General features: G+C 71.5%; 17 protein-coding genes. 11 read left to right on the forward strand and 6 right to left on the reverse strand.

Annotation, left to right across the window (positions count from 1 at the left end; genetic code table 11):
* Positions 1–33: 33 nt before the first annotated feature.
* From ASD90_RS08690 to ASD90_RS08700, 3 genes are all read right to left on the reverse strand, one after another.
* Positions 34–1,419 (reverse strand): MATE family efflux transporter, encoded by a 1,386-nt coding sequence (locus tag ASD90_RS08690; protein WP_056754050.1) that lies wholly within the window; start codon positions 1,417–1,419, stop codon positions 34–36.
* 130 nt (positions 1,420–1,549) lie between these two features.
* Positions 1,550–2,518: an aminoglycoside phosphotransferase family protein gene (locus ASD90_RS08695; protein WP_056754054.1), complete on the reverse strand. Its 969-nt coding sequence runs from the start codon at positions 2,516–2,518 to the stop codon at positions 1,550–1,552.
* Positions 2,515–3,525, reverse strand: coding sequence for a DUF4439 domain-containing protein (locus ASD90_RS08700; RefSeq protein ID WP_157623061.1), 1,011 nt, complete (start codon positions 3,523–3,525; stop codon positions 2,515–2,517). The genes ASD90_RS08695 and ASD90_RS08700 overlap by 4 nt, the downstream gene beginning before the upstream one ends.
* A gap of 134 nt (positions 3,526–3,659) precedes the next feature.
* Here ASD90_RS08700 and rimP point away from each other — a divergent pair, with 134 nt between their 5' ends.
* The 9 genes from rimP (at position 3,660) to ASD90_RS08745 (ending at position 14,695) form a co-directional block, all read left to right on the forward strand.
* Positions 3,660–4,289, forward strand: a complete 630-nt coding sequence (gene rimP / locus ASD90_RS08705; protein ID WP_056754059.1) for a ribosome maturation factor RimP — start codon at positions 3,660–3,662, stop codon at positions 4,287–4,289.
* The gene (nusA, locus tag ASD90_RS08710) at positions 4,289–5,347 is read left to right on the forward strand and encodes a transcription termination factor NusA (protein WP_056754061.1); all 1,059 of its coding nucleotides are present in this window, start codon (positions 4,289–4,291) and stop codon (positions 5,345–5,347) included. The genes rimP and nusA overlap by 1 nt, the downstream gene beginning before the upstream one ends.
* 104 nt (positions 5,348–5,451) lie before the next feature.
* Positions 5,452–5,712: a YlxR family protein gene (locus ASD90_RS08715; RefSeq protein ID WP_255358550.1), complete on the forward strand. Its 261-nt coding sequence runs from the start codon at positions 5,452–5,454 to the stop codon at positions 5,710–5,712.
* 180 nt (positions 5,713–5,892) lie between these two features.
* Positions 5,893–8,817, forward strand: a complete 2,925-nt coding sequence (gene infB, locus ASD90_RS08720) for a translation initiation factor IF-2 (RefSeq protein ID WP_056754068.1) — start codon at positions 5,893–5,895, stop codon at positions 8,815–8,817.
* 174 nt (positions 8,818–8,991) lie between these two features.
* Entirely contained in the window at positions 8,992–9,480 is a 489-nt protein-coding gene (gene rbfA, locus ASD90_RS08725; RefSeq protein ID WP_056754070.1) for a 30S ribosome-binding factor RbfA, read from the forward strand.
* A complete protein-coding gene (gene truB / locus ASD90_RS08730; RefSeq protein ID WP_056754073.1) occupies positions 9,477–10,427 on the forward strand; it encodes a tRNA pseudouridine(55) synthase TruB in 951 nt (316 codons plus the stop codon). Before rbfA ends, truB begins: the two co-directional genes overlap by 4 nt.
* A gap of 56 nt (positions 10,428–10,483) precedes the next feature.
* Complete coding sequence (locus ASD90_RS08735; protein WP_056754740.1) at positions 10,484–11,455, forward strand: bifunctional riboflavin kinase/FAD synthetase; 972 nt, start codon at positions 10,484–10,486, stop codon at positions 11,453–11,455.
* The gene (gene rodA / locus ASD90_RS08740) at positions 11,419–12,669 is read left to right on the forward strand and encodes a rod shape-determining protein RodA (RefSeq protein ID WP_082588548.1); all 1,251 of its coding nucleotides are present in this window, start codon (positions 11,419–11,421) and stop codon (positions 12,667–12,669) included. The genes ASD90_RS08735 and rodA overlap by 37 nt, the downstream gene beginning before the upstream one ends.
* Positions 12,670–12,832: 163 nt before the next feature.
* Positions 12,833–14,695 (forward strand): long-chain fatty acid--CoA ligase, encoded by a 1,863-nt coding sequence (locus tag ASD90_RS08745; protein WP_056754076.1) that lies wholly within the window; start codon positions 12,833–12,835, stop codon positions 14,693–14,695.
* Positions 14,696–14,705: 10 nt separating this feature from the next.
* Here the strand turns inward: ASD90_RS08745 and ASD90_RS08750 are convergent, their stop codons facing one another.
* Entirely contained in the window at positions 14,706–15,845 is a 1,140-nt protein-coding gene (locus ASD90_RS08750) for an MBL fold metallo-hydrolase (protein ID WP_162260183.1), read from the reverse strand.
* Between the two features lie 116 nt (positions 15,846–15,961).
* Between ASD90_RS08750 and ASD90_RS08755 the strand changes: the two genes are divergently transcribed.
* Positions 15,962–17,953 carry a TIGR03960 family B12-binding radical SAM protein gene (locus tag ASD90_RS08755; RefSeq protein WP_056754081.1) on the forward strand — a complete coding sequence of 664 codons (1,992 nt, stop codon included), beginning with the start codon at positions 15,962–15,964 and terminating at the stop codon, positions 17,951–17,953.
* A 138-nt stretch (positions 17,954–18,091) separates the two neighbouring features.
* On the opposite strand, the gene ASD90_RS08760 is transcribed toward ASD90_RS08755, so the two are convergent.
* Positions 18,092–18,574: a hypothetical protein gene (locus tag ASD90_RS08760; RefSeq protein ID WP_200958556.1), complete on the reverse strand. Its 483-nt coding sequence runs from the start codon at positions 18,572–18,574 to the stop codon at positions 18,092–18,094.
* A gap of 471 nt (positions 18,575–19,045) precedes the next feature.
* On the opposite strand from ASD90_RS08760, the gene ASD90_RS08765 reads away from it, so the two are divergent.
* Positions 19,046–19,339, forward strand: a complete 294-nt coding sequence (locus ASD90_RS08765) for a hypothetical protein (protein ID WP_157623063.1) — start codon at positions 19,046–19,048, stop codon at positions 19,337–19,339.
* A gap of 59 nt (positions 19,340–19,398) precedes the next feature.
* Here ASD90_RS08765 and ASD90_RS24240 read toward each other — a convergent pair.
* The coding region (locus ASD90_RS24240) for a hypothetical protein (protein WP_235506444.1) at positions 19,399–21,051 on the reverse strand (1,653 nt) is incomplete at its 5' end.
* Positions 21,052–22,041 lie beyond the last annotated feature (990 nt).

Here is a 22,041-nt window from a genome sequence, read left to right on the forward strand (position 1 = left end):
TAGGCGAGGCACCACGACCGGACGAGGCGCGCCTCAGGCGGGCACGGCCTCGAGCCGCGTGACGAGCCGCTCCCACCGGATGCGGCGTGCGCGCCACGTGAAGATCGCGAGCTTGGCCAGCTCCTCCAGGATGCGGGCGACGAAGATGCCGACGTAGCCGAGCGGCGTGTGCAGGCCGAGGAGGACGGCGAGCGGCAGGCCGACGACGAAGGCGCCCACGACGTCGCCCATGATGACGCCGCGCACGTCGTTCGCGCTGGGCAGCACGCCTGCGCCGACGATCATGTTGCGGACCTTGACCACCTGGAAGGCCGCGTTGACGAGGATGCCGACACCGGCCATGGTGCGCACGTCGCGGCCGGCCTCGCCGAAGAGGACGTCGAGGAGCAGGACCGAGGCGCCGAAGAGGACCCCGAAGACCGCCGCGGTTCCGATGCCGGCGCGCGTCAGCCGCCGCACCCAGGCCATCGCGTCGTCGACGTCGCCGCGACCGACCGAGCGGCCGACGAGTGTCGTCGTGGCGCTCATCAGGCCGATGCTGCCGACGACGAAGACACCCTCGAGCGTCGTGACGATCTGGGCGGCCGCCAGGGCCTCGTCGCCGAGCTGCTGGAAGACGACGTTGTAGAGGAAGGTCCCGACCGTCCAGAAGAGCTCGGTGATGCCGAGCGGGAGCGCGAGGACGAAGAGCGGCACGATGACGGCTCGCCACTGGCGCAGGCTGTCGGGCAGGCTCCAGCCGACGACCCCGCGTCGGCCGTAGGCCATCCACAGCAGGATGAGCGACTTCACGACGGCCGTGACGAGCGTGGCCCATCCGGCCCCCGCGACCCCGAGCGAGGGGAGCGGCCCGAGGCCGACGACGAGGGAGTATGCGATCGCCGAGTTCGCGACGACGGTGACCATCGTCGCGATCATCGGGCTCGTCGGCCGCCCGGCCGAGCGGAGGACGCCCGCCAGGATCGCGCTGAGCATGACCGGCAGGGTCGCGAGGACGGTGAGGCGGAAGTAGTCGGTGCCTGCGGCGGCGACCGACGGGGAGGCGCCGACGAGCGCCATGAGGTGGTCGGCGAAGAACCACGGCACGAGCGAGACCACGGTGCCCAGCCCCACGGCGACGAGCAGCGCGGCGGTCACGGTGTGGTCGAGTGCGTCGCGGCGGCCGGCGCCGTGGGCCCGTGCGACGAGGATGCTCACCGACGTGCCGAGGCAGCCGAGCGTGACGGCGAGGATGAAGGTGAGGCTGTTGGAGAAGCCCACCGCGGCGATGGCGGTGGCGCCGAGGCTGCCGACGACGATCTGGTTGACGAAGTTGAGCACCAGCATGAGGACGAACTCCATGCTCACCGGCACGGCGATGCGCGCGATCTCGCGAGCAGGAGTCGGCGGGGCCGAGCGCTGGTCGCGGGAGGTGGGCATGGCAAGGCGAGGCATGCGAGTGCCTTTCGACAACGAAGGTGGGGGAGCGCGACAAGGTTAAGGCTTCAAGCACCCCCGAGTCGAAACGATTTGATCGGAGCGTCGCGCCAGCCGCGCGCCAGCCCTGCGGTCAGTCGTTCATCGCCTTGATGATCGTCACCGCGAGGCTGATCCGGTCGTGCGCCCAGGCGTCGTCGGCCGGACCGTTCGCGAGCGACTCGGCCGCGTCGAGGGCGTTGTCGGCCTCGCGGACGATCGTCCACGCGCGGGCGCGCCCCTCGTCGAGGCCGGCCCGCTCGCAGATGATCTCGAGCCGCCGCCGCAGCGACCAGCGGACCTCCGAGCCGGTCCCGAGCTCGTCGGCCCGGTTCCACAGGGCCGGTGCCACCTCGAAGGCCGGGTCGCCGGCCATCGGCTTGGGGTCGATGGCGAGCCACGGCGAGCGGTAGGCAGCGAGCACGTTCGTGTAGTGCAGGTCGGTGTGCAGCAGCCGGTCCTCAGCCGGCGCCCGGTCGACGAGCTCCCTGGCAAGGGTGGAGGCCTGGTCGAGGTAGCGCCGCGGCAGCACGGCCGGTGCCGCCCTCAGCTCCTCCGCCTGACGGAGGGCGTATGCCGTGAGGCTGGGGACGCGCGGGTGCGGCGGCCGGCGCAGCACGCCGAGCAGGTCACCGATGACACCGCAGGCCTCGTCGACGTCGACGCGGGTGAGGTCGCGCGTGTGCAGGCGCTCGAGCAGCAGGGCGAAGCGGGCGGGGTCGGCCCGGACGAGGCGCACCGCGCCGTGGCCGTTCCACGTCTGCAGCGCGAGGTGCTCGGTGGCGGCCTCGGGGTGGGGCCAGGTGATCTTGAGGACGCCGTCGCCACTCACGCCGACGACGTCGCGGCCCGAGCCCAGCAGCCGCACCGGGATGGCCACCGCGCACACGCCGTTGGTCGCGCGGCCGACGGGCTCGAGCTCCCACTCCGCGAACAGGTCGGTGATGAGCCCCGGGAGCGCGTCGATCCAGTCCTCCCCGGAGACGTAGCCGTCGGGCTCGTAGCCACTCACCTCGTGGGCGAAGAGCGCCGGGATGAGGTCGTACATCGGGTCGTAGCTCATGCGGTGGCTCCCGGGAAGGCGGTCAGGGGCACGTCCCAGTCGACGGCGAGGGCCTGGACGTTGGCGCTCCAGCGCGCGACGTCCTCGAGCGAGGCGGCGTTCGGCTGCGGACCCGCCACCTCGGTGCCCGCATCCACGGCGGACGAGAGGGTCTCGGTCGCGAGCCGGAGGGCCGCGTCGGGTGTGGTGACCGGGAAGGGCAGCGCCCAGCCGGCGGGGGTCGTCGAGCTGGTCCCGGACACGGAGATCTGGAGCCGGACCAGGGCCGCGAGCGTCTCCTCGGCCGTCGACCGCTGGTCGCCCGAGCTCTGCGCGGCGACGACCTCGAACGCATAGACGAGGGGCTCGGTCCGCGCGACGACCTCGGGCCGCGCGGGGCTCGGCGACGACACGGCGACCTCCCGGCCGAGGAGCACGGCTCCGGCGAGGCGCTGGCCGTAGGCCGCGGCGAGCAGCTCGCGGGTGTCGGTGGTCGCCGTCGTGAGGGCGGCCCAGTCGTCGGGCCCGAGCGAGTCGAGGAGGGCGGCGAGCGCCTTGCGGGTGCGGACGGGCCTGGCGGCTGCCGTGCTGGTGCCGGGGCCCGTGGGTGCCGGGGTGCCGGTGGCACGTGCACCCGCCGACGGCGTCGGGCCGGCGGCCACGGCGGCGTCGATGACGCTTCTCGGGACGCCGGCGTTCGTCAGGCGGCCGCGCAGCACGCGCAGCTGCTCCCGGTTGACCGTGCGGAGGCGGCGCACCAGGGCGCCGCCGTCGTCGCCCGCGAGGACCGACGTCTCGGCCGCGACGACCCGCTCGAGGTCGGCCACGGCCGAGAGCAGCAGTGCCTCGTCGGGAGCGGGACGGCGCGTCGGCACGGGCGGGGGCGGTGGCGGGACGTCGAGGCGCAGGCCGCGGTCGACGAGCAGCGCGAGGGCCGCAGCGCCGCCGCCGAGCACGAGGAGACGGCGTGGGGGACGGCCGAGACCGTCCATCACCCGTGACCCGAGCCCACGGGTGTCGCCGTCCATGCCGAGATCTTCGCACGCGGGCGGCGGTCTGCGACGACCCCCCGGCGCCGATAGAGTGGTGGGCACGCGGTGCCCGTCGCGCCCCCTCGGGGTGTGGGCACCGGACATTCGAGAAGAGCAGGAGGCGTCGACTGATGAGCACGGTGCAGGAGATCAGAGCGACGCTCGAGCCGGTGCTCGCGCCCCTCGGGCTCGTCGTCGAGGACGTCTCCGTGTCTCCTGCCGGCAAGCGCCGTCTCGTGCGCGTGCTCGTCGACTCCGACATCGCCGACCTCGACGTCGCCGACACCACGAGCGCCGTCCCGCCGCTGTCCCTCGACGCCGTCGCCGACGCCACGCGTGCCGTGAGCGATGAGCTCGACGCCAGCGACGTCATGGGGCAGGCGCCCTACGTGCTCGAGGTGTCCTCGCCGGGGGTGGGCCGGCCGCTCGCCTCGCGCGACCAGCTCCGCCGTCAGGTCGGCCGCCTCGTCGAGGTCGTCCACCAGGGCGGCACCGACACCGGGCGCCTCACCGCGGTGGGCTCGGACTCCCTCATCCTCGAGGTCGCCGCCACGAAGAAGACACCGGCGCGCCACGTGACGCTCGACCTCGACACCGTCCAGCGGGGCACCGTGCAGGTCGAGTTCAAGCGGGTCGAGACGGCCGACGACGCGCACGACGAGGCTCACGACGAGCCTCACGACGGCTCCGGCGGCACCGACGACGCCCATGACGACACCCACGACCCGGACGAGACGTCCGCCCTGGAAGGGGACCACTGATGGACATCGACCTCGCAGCCCTGCGCGCCCTCGAACGGGAGCGCGACATCAGCCTCGACGTGCTCATCCCGGCGATCGAGCAGGCGCTCCTCGTCGCCTACCACCGCACCGACGGCAGCCAGCGCATCGCGCGGGTCGAGCTGGACCGCAAGACGGGCCACGTCATCGTGTGGGCCCGGGAGGAGGGCGACCTCCTGCCGGTCACCGAGGAGGGTGAGCGTCCGCAGCGTGGCGAGCCCGGCCCCGAGTTCGACGACACCCCGGTGGGCTTCGGCCGCATCGCCGCCTCGACGGCACGTCAGGTCATCGTCCAGCGACTGCGCGACCTCGAGGACGAGGCCATCCTCGGCGACTTCAAGGGCCGCGAGGGCGACGTCATCTCCGGCATCATCCAGCAGAGCCAGGACCCCCGGAACGTCCTCGTCGACTTCGGCACGGTCGAGGGCATCCTGCCCCTGGCCGAGCAGGTACCGGGCGAGCGCTACGTCCACGGCGAGCGCCTGCGCTGCTTCGTCGTCAGCGTCAAGCGCGGACCCAAGGGCCCGCAGGTCGGTCTGAGCCGCACCCACCCCAACCTCGTGCGCACGCTCTTCAAGTTCGAGGTGCCCGAGATCGCCGACGGCACCGTCGAGATCGCCGCCCTGGCCCGCGAGGCCGGGCACCGCACGAAGATCGCGGTCCACAGCCGGGTCTCCGGCGTCAACGCCAAGGGCGCGTGCATCGGCCCGATGGGGGCGCGCGTGCGGGCCGTCATGACCGAGCTGCGCGGCGAGAAGATCGACATCGTCGACTACGCCGACGACCCGGCGACCTTCGTGGCGGCCGCGCTGTCGCCGGCCCGCGTGCAGTCCGTCGAGATCGTCGACGCGTCGGCGCGCACGGCTCGCGTCGTCGTCCCGGACTACCAGCTGAGCCTCGCGATCGGCAAGGAGGGGCAGAACGCCCGCCTCGCCGCCAAGCTCACCGGATGGCGCATCGACATCCGCCCGGACACCGAGGCGCCCGAGGCCTCCGGTGCGACGGGGGGCGGTGTCGAGGTGGCGCCTGACGGGCGCTGAGCGCCCGGCCCGGCGCACCCCGTGGAGCGGGGAGCGGCGCGAACGCGGTAGACTTGTCTGTGGCCGACCGGACTGGACTCCGTGCTGAGCCGTCCCGCACCTGTGTGGGATGTCGAGGAATGGATAGCTGGTCGGCCCTGCTGCGAGTGGTCGCGGCGACGGACAGAGACGCTGGGGACACCTCCCCGGTCACGCTCCGTCCCGACCCGAGACACCGGATGCCGGGACGTGGTGCGTGGTTGCACCCGACGCCCGAATGCTTCGAGCTGGCAGTGCGCCGCAAGGCGTTCGGGCGTGCCCTGCGACTGCAGGCGGCGCTCGACGTGAGCGCGGTGGCACGACAGCTCGGGGTCCAGCACGAGTAGCACGCACCGGTGCCCGCCCACGACGGGGGAGCACCGGATCAGTCAGAGATCAGTCAACGAACCACAAGGCGGGTTGAAAACGCTATGAGCACCCGATGAGTACTCAGCGATGAGCAAGCCCCAGCAATAACCCACGGTTCGGCCACTCCCTGTTCAGGCCGGACCAGGAACAGGAGAGATGTGGCTAAGGTCCGGGTCTACGAGCTCGCAAAGGAGCTCGGAGTCGAGAGCAAGACACTGCTCGCACACTTGAAGAGCCAGGGAGAGTTCGTCCGGTCGGCATCGTCGACCATCGAGCCCCCCGTCGTCCGCAAGATCATCGAGACCTTCCCCCGGGAAGGCTCGTCCAGCGGAGACAAGAAGCCGGCGGCCCCCAAGGCCGCCCCCACCAGCGCGGCCCCCGCCGCGCCCCAGAAGGCTGCTCCGGCGCCGTCGGCCCCCGCGCCGGCCGCCCCCGCAGCCGCAGCGCCGGCGGCCCCCGCCCCGGCTGCTCCCGCAGCACCTGCCGCCCGGGAGGCCGCTCCGGCGCCCGCCAAGGCAGCTCCCGCGCCCGCCGCCCCGGCACCGAAGGCTCCGGCCCCGGCTGCTCCGGCCCCCGCCGCTCCCGCGGCGTCGGCCCCGGCGCGCGTGCAGTCCAGCCGTGACGGTGGTCAGCAGACCTCCGGCGTCCCGGCCTCCCCGCGTCCGGCTCCCCGTCCGGGTCAGCCGCGTCCGGGCAACAACCCGTTCGCCCCGAGCCAGGGCATGGGCCAGTCCCGCGCCCCGCGTCCCGGTGGCGACGCCGGCCCGCGTCCGGGCAACAACCCGTTCAGCCCCAGCCAGGGCATGCCGCGTCCGCAGCAGCGCCAGGGTGGTCAGGGTGGTCAGGGCGGCCAGCGTCCCGGTGCTCCCGGTGGCGCCCCGCGTCCCGGTGCCCCCGCAGCGGGCGGTCGTCCCGGTGCTCCCGGTGGCGCCCCGCGTCCCGGTGGTCCGCGTCCCAGCCCGGGCATGATGCCCGAGCGCAGCACCGTCGGCCGTCCGGGCCAGCGCCCGGCCGGCGGCCCCGGCCGTGGTGGCCCGGGTGGCGGCGGTGGCCGTGGCGGCTTCGGTGGTGGCCCCGGCGGCGCCCCCGGCGGCGGTCGTCCCGGCGGCTTCGGCGGTCCCCGCGGTGGCGGCGGCGGTCGTGGCTCGACGGCTGGTGCCTTCGGTCGTGGCGGCGGTCGCCCGGTCCGAGGCCGCAAGTCCAAGCGCGCGAAGCGCCAGGAGTTCGAGCAGATGCAGGCCCCGAGCCTGGGTGGCGTCAGCGTCCCCCGTGGTGACGGCAAGACGACCATCCGCGTCCGTCGTGGTGCCTCACTGACCGACTTCGCCGACAAGATCAACGCCAACCCGGCGTCGCTCGTCACCGTGCTTTTCCACCTCGGCGAGATGGCCACGGCCACGCAGTCCCTCGACGAGGAGACCTTCAAGGTGCTCGGCGCCGAGCTCGGCTACGAGATCGAGGTCGTGTCGCCCGAGGACGAGGAGCGCGAGCTGCTCGGCTCGTTCAACATCGACCTCGACGCCGAGCTCGAGGCCGAGGAGGACGAGGACCTCGAGGCGCGTCCGCCGGTCGTGACCGTCATGGGCCACGTCGACCACGGCAAGACGAAGCTCCTCGACGCGATCCGCTCCGAGGAGGTCGCCGAGGGCGAGGCCGGTGGCATCACCCAGCACATCGGTGCCTACCAGGTCGCCACGACGCACGAGGGCGAGAAGCGCGCCATCACGTTCATCGACACCCCCGGTCACGAGGCCTTCACGGCCATGCGTGCCCGTGGTGCGTCGGTGACGGACATCGCGATCCTCGTCGTCGCCGCCGACGACGGCGTCATGCCGCAGACCATCGAGGCGCTCAACCACGCCCAGGCGGCCAACGTGCCGATCGTCGTGGCCGTCAACAAGGTGGACAAGCCGGACGCCAACCCGGCGAAGATCCGCCAGCAGCTGACCGAGTACAACCTCATCGCGGAGGAGTACGGCGGCGACACGATGTTCGTCGACGTCTCGGCCAAGAACGGCACGAACATCGACGGGCTCCTCGAGGCCGTCCTGCTCACCGCCGACGCGGCCCTCGACCTGCGCGCCAACCCCGACAAGGACGCCCGTGGTGTCGCCATCGAGGCGCACCTCGACAAGGGCCGCGGCCCGGTCGCGACCGTCCTCGTCCAGTCGGGAACGCTCAGCGTCGGTGACTCGATCGTGGCCGGCAGCGGTCACGGCCGCGTGCGTGCCATGCTCGACGAGCACGGCAACAACGTCGAGCAGGCCGGACCCTCGCGGCCCGTCATGGTGCTCGGTCTGACGTCGGTCCCCGGCGCCGGTGACACGTTCCTCGTGGCCCCCGACGACCGCACGGCCCGTCAGATCGCCGAGCGTCGTGAGGCGGCGTCGCGTGCGGCGAGCCTCGCCAAGCGCCGCAAGCGCATCTCGCTCGAGGACCTCAACGAGGCTCTCGCCGCGGGCAAGGTCGACACCCTCAACCTCATCCTCAAGGGTGACGTGTCGGGTTCGGTCGAGGCGCTCGAGGACGCGCTGCTCAAGATCGACGTGGGCGACGAGGTCGACCTGCGGATCATCCACCGCGGTGTGGGTGCCATCACGCAGAACGACGTCAACCTCGCGACGGTCGACAACGCGATCATCATCGGCTTCAACGTCCGCCCCGCGGAGCGTGTCGCCGAGCTGGCCGACCGGGAGGGCGTCGACATGCGCTTCTACTCGGTCATCTACCAGGCGATCGACGACGTCGAGGCAGCGCTCAAGGGCATGCTCAAGCCGGAGTACGAAGAGGTCCAGCTGGGCACGGCCGAGGTCCGCGAGGTCTTCAAGTCGAGCAAGTTCGGCAACGTCGCGGGTTCGCTCGTGCGCTCCGGCGAGATCAAGCGCGGGACCCGTGCGCGGATCATCCGCGACGGCACCGTCATCGGCGAGGGCATCGAGATCACCGGTCTGCGTCGTTTCAAGGACGACGTCACCGAGGTCCGCGAGGGCTTCGAGTGCGGTATCAACCTCGGCAACTTCAACAACATCGAGATCGACGACGTCATCGAGACGTTCGAGATGCGCGAGAAGCCGCGCGCCTGAGCTCGACAGGTGCGACGGCGCCGGCCCCCCACGGGGGTCGGCGCCGTCGCCGTCTGCGGGGTCCCACCCGACCCGCGGACGCCCGGACGGGAATGCGCAGCGTCCCCGCGCCGCTACTAGGGTGATCACCACGTCGGCTGGTCCGACCGCACGCACACGAAAGCAGAGGTAGTCATGGCTGACCCCGCCCGCGCCCGCAAGATCGCCGACCGGATCAAGGTCATCGTCGCCGAGTACCTCGAGTTCCGGCTCAAGGACGAACGCCTCGGGTTCGTCACCATCACCGACGCCCGCGTCACCGGCGACCTCCAGCAGGCCTCCGTCTTCTACACCGTCTTCGGCAGCAACGAGGACCGCCAGGCCACGGCCGAGGTGCTCGAGGCCAACAAGGGCCGTATCCGCTCGGCCGTCGGCAAGGGCATCGGCATCCGCCTGACCCCGTCGATCGAGTTCATCGCCGACGCGCTGCCCGAGGGTGCTGCCCACCTCGAGGACCTGGTGGCCCAGACCCGTGCTCGCGACGAGGAGCTGGCGCGCGCCGCGGCGAACGCCACGCCGGCCGGCGACGCCGACCCCTACCGCAAGCCGGTCGACCGCTCCGAGGACGACGCCAGCGACGACACCGTGGACGCCGAGGTGGACGCGGACGTCGACGCCCGATGACCGACCGCTCGGGTGGCCTGCTCGTCGTCGACAAGCCGGCCGGCTGGACGAGCCATGACGTCGTGGCGCGCGCCCGCCGGCTCTGCGGCACCCGCCGGGTCGGGCACGCCGGCACGCTCGACCCCATGGCGACCGGTGTCCTCGTGCTCGGCGTCGATCGGGGCACGAAGCTGCTCACCTTCCTCGTCGGCTGCGACAAGTCGTATGCCGCCACGATCCGTCTCGGGATGGCCACCCTCACCGACGACGCCGAGGGTGAGACCACCCAGGCGCTCGGCGTCGAGGACGTGCTGGCCCTGGAGGCCGCGCTGCCGGCCGCCGTCGCCGCCCTGACCGGGGAGATCCAGCAGGTGCCGAGCGCCGTCAGCGCCATCAAGGTCAAGGGCGTACGCAGCTACACCCGCGTCCGGCAGGGCGACACGGTCGACCTGCCCGCGCGGCCGGTCACGGTGAGCCGCTTCGACATGCTCTCCGTGCGTCCCGGCACCGCGACGGTCGAGGTCGGTCCGCCCATCGACGTCGTCGACGTCGAGGTCGAGGTCGACGTCTCGTCGGGCACCTACGTCCGCGCGCTCGCCCGCGACCTCGGCGAGGCGCTCGGCGTCGGCGGGCACCTGACGGCGCTCCGGCGTACGCGCGTGGGCCGCTTCGGGCTCGACGATGCCGCGTCGCTCGACGACCTCACGGCCACGTCGGAGGCCGACGGGCCCGACGGCATACCCCTGCTCCCCATCGCCGAGGCGGCGCGGGCGCAGCTGCCCGTGCACGAGGTGACCGCCGAGGAGGCCGTCGCCCTCGGCTACGGCCAGCGCATCCCGAGCGCCGTGGCCGGCGCTGACGCCGTGGCCGCGATCGACCCGGACGGGCGCCTCGTTGCCGTGCTCGACGAGACGCGTCCGACGGCCCGGGCCAAGGTGGTCTTCGCCGCGACCGGGGCGGGGGCCTGAGCCTCGTGCCCGAGCCCTCGGACGTCCGCTCCGGCACGGCCACTACAGTGGTCGCCGTGCAGCGCTGGTACGGACTCGACGACATCCCGGCCGACCTCGGGCCCACCGTCGTCACCCTCGGCAACTTCGACGGGGTGCACCGCGGCCACCGCGAGGTCCTGACGCGTGTCGTGCGCGAGGCCGCCGACCGCGACGCGATCCCCGTCGCCGTCACCTTCGAGCCGCATCCGATCGCCGTGCTCTACCCCGACCGCGCTCCGGCGGTCGTCATGTCGCTCGAGCAGCGCCTCGACGCGCTCGCCTCGGTCGGTCTGGGGGCCGTGCTCGTCATCGAGTTCACGCGCGAGTTCGCGCAGCAGACCCCCGAGGAGTTCGTCCGCGGCACGTTCGTCGACGCCCTCGGTGCGTGCGCCGTCGTCGTGGGCAAGGACACCCGCTTCGGCGTGCGCAACTCCGGTGACGTCGGCACGCTGCGCGAGCTCGGCGCGTCGCACGGGTTCGAGGTCATCGCCCTCGACGACATCGGCGAGGGCGCCGACGAGGGCGCCCGCTGGAGCTCGACGCAGCTGCGGTCCGAGCTGCTCGCCGGCAACGTCGACCACGCCGCCCAGATCCTCGGTCGCCCCCACCGGGTCACCGGCACCGTCGTGCACGGTGACCACCGCGGCCGCGAGCTCGGCTACCCCACGGCCAACCTCTCGCAGGACCACGAGGGCCTCGTGCCGGCCGACGGGGTGTATGCCGGGTGGCTCGTCCGTCTCGACCTCCACGAGGGTGCGCCTGACCGCACGCTCCCCGCAGCCCTCTCGGTGGGCACCAACCCGACGTTCGACGGTCACCAGCGCCGCGTCGAGGCCTACGTGCTCGACCGCACCGACCTCGACCTCTACGGTGAGCGCGTCGCGGTGGAGTTCGTCTCGCACCTGCGCCCGACCCTGAAGTTCGAGTCGATCGACACGCTCGTCGAGCAGATGGCCCAGGACGTGGTCCGGTGTCGCGAGATCCTCTCGGCGATCGTCCCGTCGTAGCCGGGCCGCTGCTGCGGCCGACGCCTCCGCGGAGCGCTCGTGGCCGGCCGTCCCTGCGAGCCTCGTCGGGGCTGCGCGATGGCGGTCCGTCGTGGCTGCGCGTGGACCTCGGGCTGCTCATCGGCGCCTTCGGCCTGTCGGTCGTCGGAGTCGTCCTCGTGTGGTCCGCGACCCGCGCGTCCGTGGGCGGCACCGCGGCGCTCAAGCAGCTCGTCGCGCTCGGCGTCGGCATCGCCTGCGCTGCGGTGGTGACGCGGCTCGACGTGCGGGTCGTCCGCGCGGCCGCGCCCGTCGTCTACGTGCTCGCCGTGCTCGGTCTGGCGGCGGTCGTCTCGCCGCTCGGGTCGACGGTCAACGGGTCGCGCTCCTGGATCCGGCTGCCCGGAGGGATGAGCCTGCAGCCCTCGGAGCTCATGAAGGTGGCCCTGGCGATCGGCCTGGCCATGCTCCTCGCCGAGCGGGCCGAGCGCGGGCTGCGCCAGCGTCACCGGGACGTGGCGCTCGCGTGGGTCGTGGCCGGCATCCCCGTCGTGCTCGTGCTGGCGCAGCCCGACCTCGGGTCCGCCCTCGTGCTCGTCGCGATGTCGGTCGTCATCATCGCCGCCGCCGGAGCCCCCGCCCTGTGGACGCTCGGCGTCGTCGTCGTCGGCGCGGCCACCGTCGGCGCGGCGTTTGTGACGCCCGTCCTCTCGGGCTACCAGCGCAACCGGTTGCGGGCCTTCCTCGACCCCTCGCTCGACCCGCAGGGCATCGGCTACCAGACGCGTCAGGTGCGCATCGCGATCGGCTCGGGCGGCCTCGGTGGACAGGGTCTCTTCGAGGGTCGCCAGACCCAGGGCGGCTTCATCCCGTTCCAGGAGACCGACTTCGTCTTCTCCGTGGCGGGGGAGGAGCTCGGCTTCCTCGGGGCGGCGGGGCTCGTCGTGCTCATCGGCTTCATCGTCGTGCGGTGCGTCGTCGTGGCACGCCGTGCCGACGCGTTCGGCCGCCTCGTCGCGATCGGCGTCGCCGTCTGGCTCGGGGTGCAGGCCTTCGAGAACATCGGGATGAACCTCGGCCTCATGCCGGTGACGGGCCTGCCGCTGCCCTTCGTGTCGAGCGGCGGCTCGTCCCTCATCGCCTCGTGGATCGCGATCGGCCTCGTCGGCAACGTGGCGTCCGCCTCGCAGCGGCGAGGCGGACGCCACGTGACGGCCCGCGCCCTGTGGGGGTGAGCCCGCGCGCGGGTGACCCCCGAGTCCGGTTACCGACGGGTCACGTTTCGCCGACGACGCCGACGGATGCGTGACTGGCGGGTCGATTGTTGACATCATCCCGGCATGGCGCGGTCGCCCGCAGACGCCGATGACGGGCAACCGCAGTGACAAAGGAGTCCACATGCCCCTCCAGGCACTCGCCGACCGGGACGTCGACCAGAACATCCTCGACGGCCGCGCCCCCAGCGTGGGCGCGCTCTTCCGCAGCCGGGTCCGGGCCACGCCCGACGCGCCGGCCTACCTCTACTTCGCGGAGGGGTCGAGCGAGCTCACCACCCTGACGTGGAGGCAGACCCACGAGGTCGTCGAGCAGTGGGCCGCCGGACTCGTCAGCCTCGGGGTGCAGCTGGAGGACCGCGTCGCCATCGCCTCGACGACGCGCGTCGAGTGGATCCTCGCCGACCTCGCCGTCATCTGCGCCGGGGGCGCGACGACGACGGTCTACCCCACGACGATCGCCGAGGACGTCGCCTACATCCTCACCGACTCGGGCAGCGGCATCGTCTTCGCCGAGAACGAGGAGCAGGTCGCCAAGCTCCAGCACGTCCGCTCGGAGGTGCCCGGGGTCCGGCAGGTCATCGCCCTGACGGGACCGGGCAGCGAGGACGGGTGGGTCATCACCACCGACCAGCTCGCCGAGCGTGGTCGCGAGTGGCTGGCGGCGACGCCGGACCTCGTCGACTCGCGCATCGACCAGCTCACGCCTGAGTCCCTCGCCGTCGTCATCTACACGTCCGGCACGACCGGCCGCCCCAAGGGCGTGCGCCTCGTCCAGGACAGCGTCGTCTACGAGGGCGCCGTCATCGACGCCATCGGCACCTTCACCGGGGACGACCTGCAGTTCCTCTGGCTGCCGCTCTCGCACGTCTTCGGCAAGATGCTCGTCGCGACGGGGCTCCAGATCGGCTTCCCGACCGCCGTCGACGGCCGTGTCGACAAGATCGTCGAGAACATGGCCGTCATCAAACCGACCTTCATGGCCGGCCCGCCGCGCATCTTCGAGAAGGCGCACGGGCGCATCGCCCTGATGTTCGCGGGGGAGAAGGGCGTCAAGAAGAAGCTCATCGACTGGGCCCTCAAGGTCGGTGGCGAGATGCGCGACGTCCGGGCCCGCGGAGACCAGCCCTCGGCGTCCCTTACGCGGCGGCACGCGCTCGCGACGAAGCTCGTGCTGCACAAGGTGCAGGAGCGCTTCGGCGGCCGGGTCCGCTTCATGATCAGCGGCTCGGCGCCGCTCAACGCCGAGGTCGCGCGCTGGTTCGGGTCGGTGGGCCTGCTCGTCCAGGAGGGCTACGGCCTCACCGAGACGTCGTCGGGCACGACGGTCAACGCGCCCGAGCACGGCGCGTACCACTACGGCTCCGTCGGCTGGCCGCTGCCCGGCACGGAGGTCCGCATCGCCGACGAGGACGGCGAGATCCTCGTCAAGGGACCCGGCGTCATGCGCGGCTACCACAACAACCCCGAGGCGACGGCCGAGGTGCTCACCGAGGACGGGTGGTTCCACACCGGCGACATCGGGCGCATCGACGAGCGCGGCTTCCTCTACGTCACCGACCGCAAGAAGGACGTCTTCAAGACCTCGGGCGGCAAGTACATCGCCCCGGCAGAGATCGAGGCGCGGTTCAAGGGCCTGTGCCCCTTTGTCAGCCAGTTCCTCGTGCACGGGGCCGGCCACAACTACGCGACGGCACTCGTGACCCTCGACCCCGACGCCATCGTCGGCTGGGCGCCGACCGTCGGGCTCGACGGCAAGTCGTACGCCGAGGTGGTGGCCTCGCCGCAGGCGCACGCCCTCGTCCAGCGCTACGTCGACCAGCTCAACGACGGCCTCAACCGCTGGGAGACGATCAAGAAGTTCACCATCCTCGACAAGGACCTCACGGTCGAGGAGGGCGACCTCACGCCGAGCATGAAGCTGCGCCGCAAGGCCGTCACCGAGAAGCACCGCGCCGAGCTCGACGCGATGTACGACGGGTCCTGACGCCCGGGGCTCAGCGCCGGGCCGGGAGGTCGATGACCGCCCCGGCGCCGGCGTGCCCCGGCTCGGGGAAGGCGACGCGGTGCCCGTGCGCTTGGACGAGCCTCGGGTCGGCCCACCGCTCGGTCCGTGGGGTGCGGTAGTTGAACCACAGGGTCGGCCCGGCCGGGGCGCCGAGCACGACCCGGGCCATGGCGGCGTCGTCCGGGTGGTGGAAGACATCACCGTTGGTCGAGACGAGGTAGTGACTGGCCGGCGCCACCTCGAGCAGCGCCGCGACGACGTTGGCGTCGCTCCCGTGGTGAGGCAGCTTCAGCGCGTCGACGGTGAGGGTCTCACCCCCGCGGGCGCGGGCCACACCCTGCAAGGCCGCGGTGAGGACGCTCCCGAAGGCGTCCGCCCCGAGCACGACGCTCGCCCCGCGGTGCTCGACGAGCAGGGCGATGCTGCTCCCGTTGGGCACCGACGTGTCCCGAGGCGTCCGCTCGTCGGCCAGGTGCTGCAGGTCGGCGAGAGGCTCGGGCACGTCGAGCGCCACCTCGCGGGCGTGGTCGCCCAGCGCGTCGCGCAGGCTCCTCGACCACGAGTCGGCCAGCCGCATGAGGCGCTTCGTCGTCGGGGAGAGCACCGTGACGGTCGGTCCACCCGGCACCGCAACCTCGACGAAGCCGCCCGCCGCGCCCGTGTCGACGGGCCCGCCACCGAACGCGACGTTCCACGGCAGGGCTCGGCGACGTGACTGCAGCGCCGAGGGACCGCCGGCCAGCGGATCCTCGTCGGGGCCGCGGAGCGCGGCGACGAGGCTCTCGCCCTGGTCGACGCTCCGTGGCCGGCCGGGCCCGGTCACCGGAAGGTGCGTGCGCCCGTTGAACCAGAAGTCTCGGACGTCCGCGGCCAGGTCGCTCGCGAGGAACGGCAGCATGCCGCCGATGTGGTCGCTGTCGATGTGCGTGATGACCGCGACGTCGATGTGGCGGTCATCCGGGTCGAGGCGGCGCAGCCGCGCCTCGAGGAGCGGCCACGTGTCCGGAGGGCCCCCGTCCACGAGCATCCGCCACGTCGTGCCGTCTGGGCGGGGGCACTCGACGAGCAGGCAGTCGCCCAGTCGCGCGGGCAGCACCTCCACGTGGATCGCCGTCGGCACCGTCGCCACCATCCCACCTCCGCCCACCCAGACTAGGGCGGGGGCCTGCCGGTGTCCGGCGCTTCGGCGAGGGGGCCCGGTTGGTCGTGTTTCGGTGTCCGCCCGACCACACGTACCATGGCGGGATGCCCGGAGAGTCCCTGTTCAACGCCCTCGAGCCCCTGCTGGAGCGGGTCAACAAGCCCATCCAGTACGTCGGCGGCGAGCTCAACTCCACGGTCAAGGACTGGCACGTCGGCGGCCACGGCCCCGACGGCGAGGAGCTGACCACGCGGTGGGCGCTCATGTACCCCGACGCGTACGAGGTCGGCGTCCCCAACCAGGGCGTCATGATCCTCTACGAGGTCCTCAACGAGCGGGCGGACGCTCTTGCCGAGCGCACGTATGCCGTGTGGCCCGACATGGAGGCGCAGCTGCGGGAGGCGGACCTGCCGCAGTTCACCGTGGACGCCCACCGTTCGGTGCGCGACTTCGACCTCTTCGGACTCAGCTTCTCGACCGAGCTCGGCTACACCAACATGCTCACCGCTCTCGACCTCGCCGGCATCCCGCTGCACGCGGTCGACCGCGGCCTCGACGACCCGATCGTCATCGCGGGCGGCCATGCGGCCTTCAACCCCGAGCCGGTCGCGTCCTTCATCGACGCCGCCATCGTCGGCGACGGTGAGCAGGCCGTCCTCACGGTCACCGACATCGTGGGGGAGTGGAAGGCCCAGGGCCGTCCCGGTGGTCGCCGCGAGGTGCTGCTGCGCCTCGCTCGCACCGGCGGCGTCTACGTCCCGGCCTTCTACGAGGTCTCCTACCTGCCCGACGGGCGCATCCAGCGCGTGGCGCCGGCGGCCGACGCCGCGGGTGTGCCGTGGCGCGTGGCCAAGCACACCGTCATGGACCTCGACGCGTGGCCCTACCCCAAGCAGCCCCTCGTGCCGCTCGCCGAGTCGGTGCACGAGCGCATGTCGGTCGAGATCTTCCGCGGCTGCACGCGCGGCTGCCGCTTCTGCCAGGCCGGCATGATCACGCGTCCGGTGCGCGAACGGTCGATCACCGGCATCGGTGAGATGGTCGAGCGCGGCCTGGCCGCAACGGGATTCGAGGAGGTGGGGCTGCTCTCGCTGAGCTCGGCCGACCACTCCGAGATCGCCGACCTGACCAAGGGTCTCGCCGACCGCTACGAGGGCACCCAGACGGGTCTCTCGCTGCCGTCGACCCGCGTCGACGCCTTCAACATCGACCTCGCCAACGAGCTGACCCGCAACGGTCGACGCTCGGGCCTGACGTTCGCGCCCGAGGGCGGCTCCGAGCGCATCCGCAAGGTCATCAACAAGATGGTGTCCGAGGAGGACCTCATCCAGACCGTCGCCGCGGCCTACGGCGCCGGCTGGAGGCAGGTCAAGCTCTACTTCATGTGCGGGCTGCCCACCGAGACCGACGAGGACGTGCTCCAGATCGCCGAGCTCGCCAAGAAGGTCATCGAGACCGGGCGGCAGGTCTCGGGTCGCCGCGACATCCGCTGCACCGTCTCGATCGGCGGCTTCGTGCCCAAGCCGCACACGCCGTTCCAGTGGGCCTCGCAGCTCGGTGTCGAGGAGACCGACGCGCGCCTGGCCAAGCTCCGTGAGGCGATCCGCGCCGACAAGCGCTACGGCTCGTCCATCGGCTTCCGCTACCACGACGGCCAGCCCGGCATCGTGGAGGGGCTCCTCTCACGCGGTGACCGCCGCGTCGGCAAGGTCATCGAGGCCGTGTGGCGCGACGGCGGCCGCTTCGACGGCTGGAGCGAGCACTTCTCCTACGAGCGCTGGATGCGCTGTGCCGACGAGGCCTTCGCCGACGTGCCGGTCGACCTCGCCTGGTACACCACGCGCGAGCGCGGCGAGTCCGAGGTGCTGCCCTGGGACCACCTCGACTCCGGTCTCGACAAGGACTGGCTCTGGGAGGACTGGCAGGACTCCCTCGACGAGACCGAGGTCGACGACTGCCGCTGGACGCCGTGCTTCGACTGCGGCGTCTGCCCGCAGATGGGCACCGAGATCGAGATCGGGCCCACGGGCAAGACCCTGCTGCCGCTCACGGTGCTGGGGTCCGGTCGTCAGGACCTGCTCGAGCATCAGCACTGACCATGCGGATCACCCCCGGGGCCTATGCCGCGGTGCCGGGGGAGGGTGGCGGTGCGGCATACGGCTGCTCGGGCCCCTGTTGCCCGGAGCACACGGCCCGACGAGCGCGCTCGTCGGGCCGTGCCCGCCCGGAAAGGCTCAGACGGCGAAGAAGACGCGCGTAATGCTGTTGACGGACACGCTCGTGCCGTTCGTCGTGTCGGTCAGCACGATGTTGCTGTAGGTGACCGCGGCGAGGACGAGACGCTGACCGCCGGGGCAGGTGAAGCTGCCGGCCGAGATCGGGCCGGCGGACAGGCTCGCCTGGACGCGGCCGTTCCTCGACTCGAAGCTGCCGGCGGCCGAGACGTCGCCGTTCACGGTCTCCTTGTTGGCGGCCTGCGGGTGGTTCCCGCCGCCGTTGATGCAGGCGTACACCGCGCTCGAGTCGGCGGCGAGCGTGTAGTCGATGTTGCCGTTGCCGAGCCCCCGCTCGTCGAAGCTCACGACCAGCGCGCCCGAGTTGGACACCGAGGCACTGACGGAGTGGAACTTCGCCGCGACGGCCGAGGCCGGGCTCGCCATGACGAGGGCCACGACGAGGGCGAAGAGGGTGGTGAGGGCTGACTTGATGACCTTCATGGTGGTGCTTCTTTCCTGGGTGGTGGTGCCCTACCCCCCGGCTCGGGTCTGAGACGACTGCGGTCCTGATCGGCCCGCGTCGTGCTCCAGAGGCGAGACCCGGTGCCCCGATACGCATCTCGCGAAAGCGGTGTCATATGCCCGGAACGTCAGAGACGCATGCATGACGTCCGATGTGTGGGGAATCTTGCGAGACCCCGCAGCCTCCGGCTAGCGTTCGGCGGGCCTCCGCCGCGGAGGTGTCGGTCGCAGGGGAGCCGTCCATGCCCAGACCCACGGGTCGGGCCCACGAAAGGGAACCACTACATGGCCTCCACCACCACTGTCCGACGTCACCGCCGCGCCGCGAGCGCCTTACTCGCCGTCACAGCAGCTGCCGGTCTTGTCCTCGTCGCCCCGAGCACGGCGGGCGCAGGACCATTGGCCGAGCGGGGTGGCCAGAGCCGGTCCTCGAGCGTGACCATGGTCCCCGTGAACGTCGACGACCCCGTGGTCAACTACGGCGACCAGGTGACGTTCACGGTGTCGACCACCGTCACGGACCGTCCGATGGTCAAGCTGTACTGCTACCAGGATGGAACCGAGGTCTACTGGTCGTCCGCAGGGTTCTTCCCCGACTACCCCTGGCCGTGGGCGCGAGACTTCACACTCCGGTCGGACTACTGGACGGGCGGGGCCGCCGACTGCACGGCGACGTTGTACTACTCGGCGGGTCACAACAAGTTCCCCACCTTGGCCACGACGTCCTTCCACGTCGAGGGCTGAGCCCCGGACGAAGCCGGACACGGTGCCCGGGAGCGACTGCTCCCGGGCACCGCTATCACTCAGTTGGTGATGGTCAGGGCCGTCTTCTCACAGTGGGTGCTGTTGCCCACGAGCGCGTTGGTGCTCGTGAACTCGACCTTCCACGAGACCGTCTTCGACGTCGTGACCGAGACCGTCGTGTTGCTCGTCGACTTCGTCACAGGTGACGCGTCGTCGACCGCGATGGTCTCTGCCGAGCGCAGCACCGAACCGGTGCAGTCGTCGCTGTCGTAGAGCGTGAAGGCGATCGAACCCTTGAGTGCGGTTCCGCCGAGCGAGGTGATCGTCGCGGAGTCGTTCGGGAGCCAGGTCTGTGCCGAGGTGGCAGACGTCGTGTCCGTCACCGTGAAGCACTCGTTGGCCCTCGAGTCACTCGAGTTCGTGTAGTTGACCGTGTTCGACTTGTACTCGGCGCGGAAGCACCACTTGCCGACCACGTTGGCGTTGACCGCGTCGGAGTCCGCCGTCGCGGTGTTGCCCGCCCCGGCCGTCAGCGCCTTGCCAGCGCCTGCGGACGAGCCGCCGGTGCTGCACAGCTGGTTGGCGTCGAGCTGGCTCGGGCTGCAGACGAAGAAGTCGACGGTACCGGTGGGGGACCCACCGGCCGCGGTTCCGGTCACGACTGCGTGGTCCGTGACGGAGGTTCCGACGGGGACGGTGCCCGAGATGGGCGATCCGGACACCTGCGGGGTCGTCACGGTGGTCGTGCTGTCAGGGTTCACCTTGACGCACTCAGTGGCACTTCCGGTGTCGTTGGACGGGTCATACGTCGATCCGGACGGCACGTAGTTGGCGCGGAAGCACCACACTCCAGCGATGTTCGCCAGAACGCCACCCGAGAGTGCGGAGGCTGCGGGCGGGTTGCTCAGAGCCACGGGAGACAGCGCCTTCGGGTTGCCCGTGACCGCGGTGCCCGTGTTCGCGGCGCAGACGCCGCCAGTCAGCTGGTTCGGGTTGCAGACGAAGAAGTTGACGTTGCCGGTCGGCGTGCCACCGGCGCTGGTCCCGGTCACGACGGCCTTGTCGAACAACGTCGTTCCGAGTGCGACGCCCGTCGTGGTGGGGTTGGGGATGGCCGTGCCTGACCCGTCCGTCGGCGTCGTGACCGTCGTCGTGGGGATGGTCCTCACGACGAAGCACTCCTGCGCCGAGTTGGTCTCGGTCAGGGCATCGGGGTAGTTCGCGTCACCCGGGTAGCTCGCCCTGAAGCAGTATCTGCCTGGTTGCAGGGGGCTTCCGGGCGTGTTGACGGCGGACGACACTGCCTGCACCTGTCCCGCGACCGGCGGGGAGGCTGCGGCGAGCGGAACGGGCGATCCGACCTGGGTGCCTGCCGGGGCGACGCAGTTGCCGCTCGCGATCGGGCCACACAGGTAGAACGTGACGTTTCCGGTGGGGAGCACGGTGGATCCCTTGAACGACACGACGGCCTTGTCGGTGACCGGCGTGCCGGGCGAGACGGCACCGGCTGCGGTCTCGTCAGCGCTCGGTGTCGTCGTCATGGACGCGCTGCAGAGGGCGAACTGGCCCAGGACGAAGTCCTTGAGGGTCGCGGTGGTCGACGTGGAGGACCGTGTCTCTGCCGTGAAGCTCGAGAAGCACTCGCCGCCGAGGTTGATCGACGGGTCGCTCAGGTTGACCACCGCGACCCTCAAGGACTTCGTCCTGGGCCANCGTGACGGTGGCCTCGGCCCCCTTCTGCCAGTCATGGACGCGCTGCAGAGGGCGAACTGGCCCAGGACGAAGTCCTTGAGGGTCGCGGTGGTCGACGTGGAGGACCGTGTCTCTGCCGTGAAGCTCGAGAAGCACTCGCCGCCGAGGTTGATCGACGGGTCGCTCAGGTTGACGCCGCCCTCGTAGAACTCGCCGTTGAGGTAGGTGCTGTTGCCGCTCTTGTCCGTGAATGACCATGGCGACGTGGTGCCGTTGGCAGCGTTGACGATGCCGCAGAAGGCGTCGTTGGCGCCTCCGCCGCACTTGGAGGCCGACCCGCCGGTCAGGAAGGTGAGGCCACCCGTGGCGTCGGTGCCGGTCCACTTGTAGATGTTGATCGTGGAGACCTGGCCGCCGTTGCTGAAGTCGCTGAGGATGAGCAGGTCGCCGTTCTTGTGGACGCCGACGAACTTGCCGGTGRCCGGGTCGAGCGTGACCTTGTTCTGGAAGAACCAGAAGCCTTGCTGGGCGTCGCCGCTGTTGTCGAAGCGGTCGGACCCGAAGAACAGGACCTCACAGTTGGCTGCGGTGGACGGCGCTGGACAGGTCGTCGTGTTCTTGGGGATGGAGTAGCGGGCCGCGAAGGCGTCCTGSAGGTTGTCCTTGTCCGGCAGTCCGCCGGCCTGGTCCTTCCACTGCCATCCGGTGAGGGTCAGCGGGTCCTTGGAGCCGCCGCCGGTGAAGATGGTGGCGTTCTGCGCTCCGTCGTTGGCCCAGGCGACAGCGGTGTTGCTGGCCAGCAGGCCGCCCGCGCTCGCGCACTGGTCCGGGATGGAGCTCGTCGTGTCGTTGGTGATGGTGACGGCCTTGCAGACCGAGTCCCAGTCGTCGAAGGCCGCGTTGTTGGTGACCGCATTGCCGTCGAGCTCGATGAGGTTGAGCTCGTGAACCGCCTGGGCGGACGGGGCGAGGAAAAGCGCCCCGGAGAAAGCCAGAGCCGCGGACGCCAC

It is taken from the genome of Terrabacter sp. Root181, assembly GCF_001428505.1.
In the GTDB taxonomy this organism is placed as follows: domain Bacteria; phylum Actinomycetota; class Actinomycetes; order Actinomycetales; family Dermatophilaceae; genus Terrabacter.

What these genes read in the sequence shown, in the direction of transcription:
- ASD90_RS08745 (WP_056754076.1), top strand. Translation starts at nt 12,833, where the DNA reads ATGCCCCTCCAGGCACTCGCCGACCGGGACGTCGACCAGAACATCCTC.
- rbfA (WP_056754070.1), top strand. Translation starts at nt 8,992, where the DNA reads ATGGCTGACCCCGCCCGCGCCCGCAAGATCGCCGACCGGATCAAGGTC.
- ASD90_RS08695 (WP_056754054.1), bottom strand. Translation starts at nt 2,518, where the DNA reads ATGAGCTACGACCCGATGTACGACCTCATCCCGGCGCTCTTCGCCCAC.
- ASD90_RS08700 (WP_157623061.1), bottom strand. Translation starts at nt 3,525, where the DNA reads ATGGACGGCGACACCCGTGGGCTCGGGTCACGGGTGATGGACGGTCTC.
- ASD90_RS08755 (WP_056754081.1), top strand. Translation starts at nt 15,962, where the DNA reads ATGCCCGGAGAGTCCCTGTTCAACGCCCTCGAGCCCCTGCTGGAGCGG.
- truB (WP_056754073.1), top strand. Translation starts at nt 9,477, where the DNA reads ATGACCGACCGCTCGGGTGGCCTGCTCGTCGTCGACAAGCCGGCCGGC.
- ASD90_RS08760 (WP_200958556.1), bottom strand. Translation starts at nt 18,574, where the DNA reads ATGAAGGTCATCAAGTCAGCCCTCACCACCCTCTTCGCCCTCGTCGTG.
- ASD90_RS08690 (WP_056754050.1), bottom strand. Translation starts at nt 1,419, where the DNA reads ATGCCCACCTCCCGCGACCAGCGCTCGGCCCCGCCGACTCCTGCTCGC.
- rimP (WP_056754059.1), top strand. Translation starts at nt 3,660, where the DNA reads ATGAGCACGGTGCAGGAGATCAGAGCGACGCTCGAGCCGGTGCTCGCG.
- nusA (WP_056754061.1), top strand. Translation starts at nt 4,289, where the DNA reads ATGGACATCGACCTCGCAGCCCTGCGCGCCCTCGAACGGGAGCGCGAC.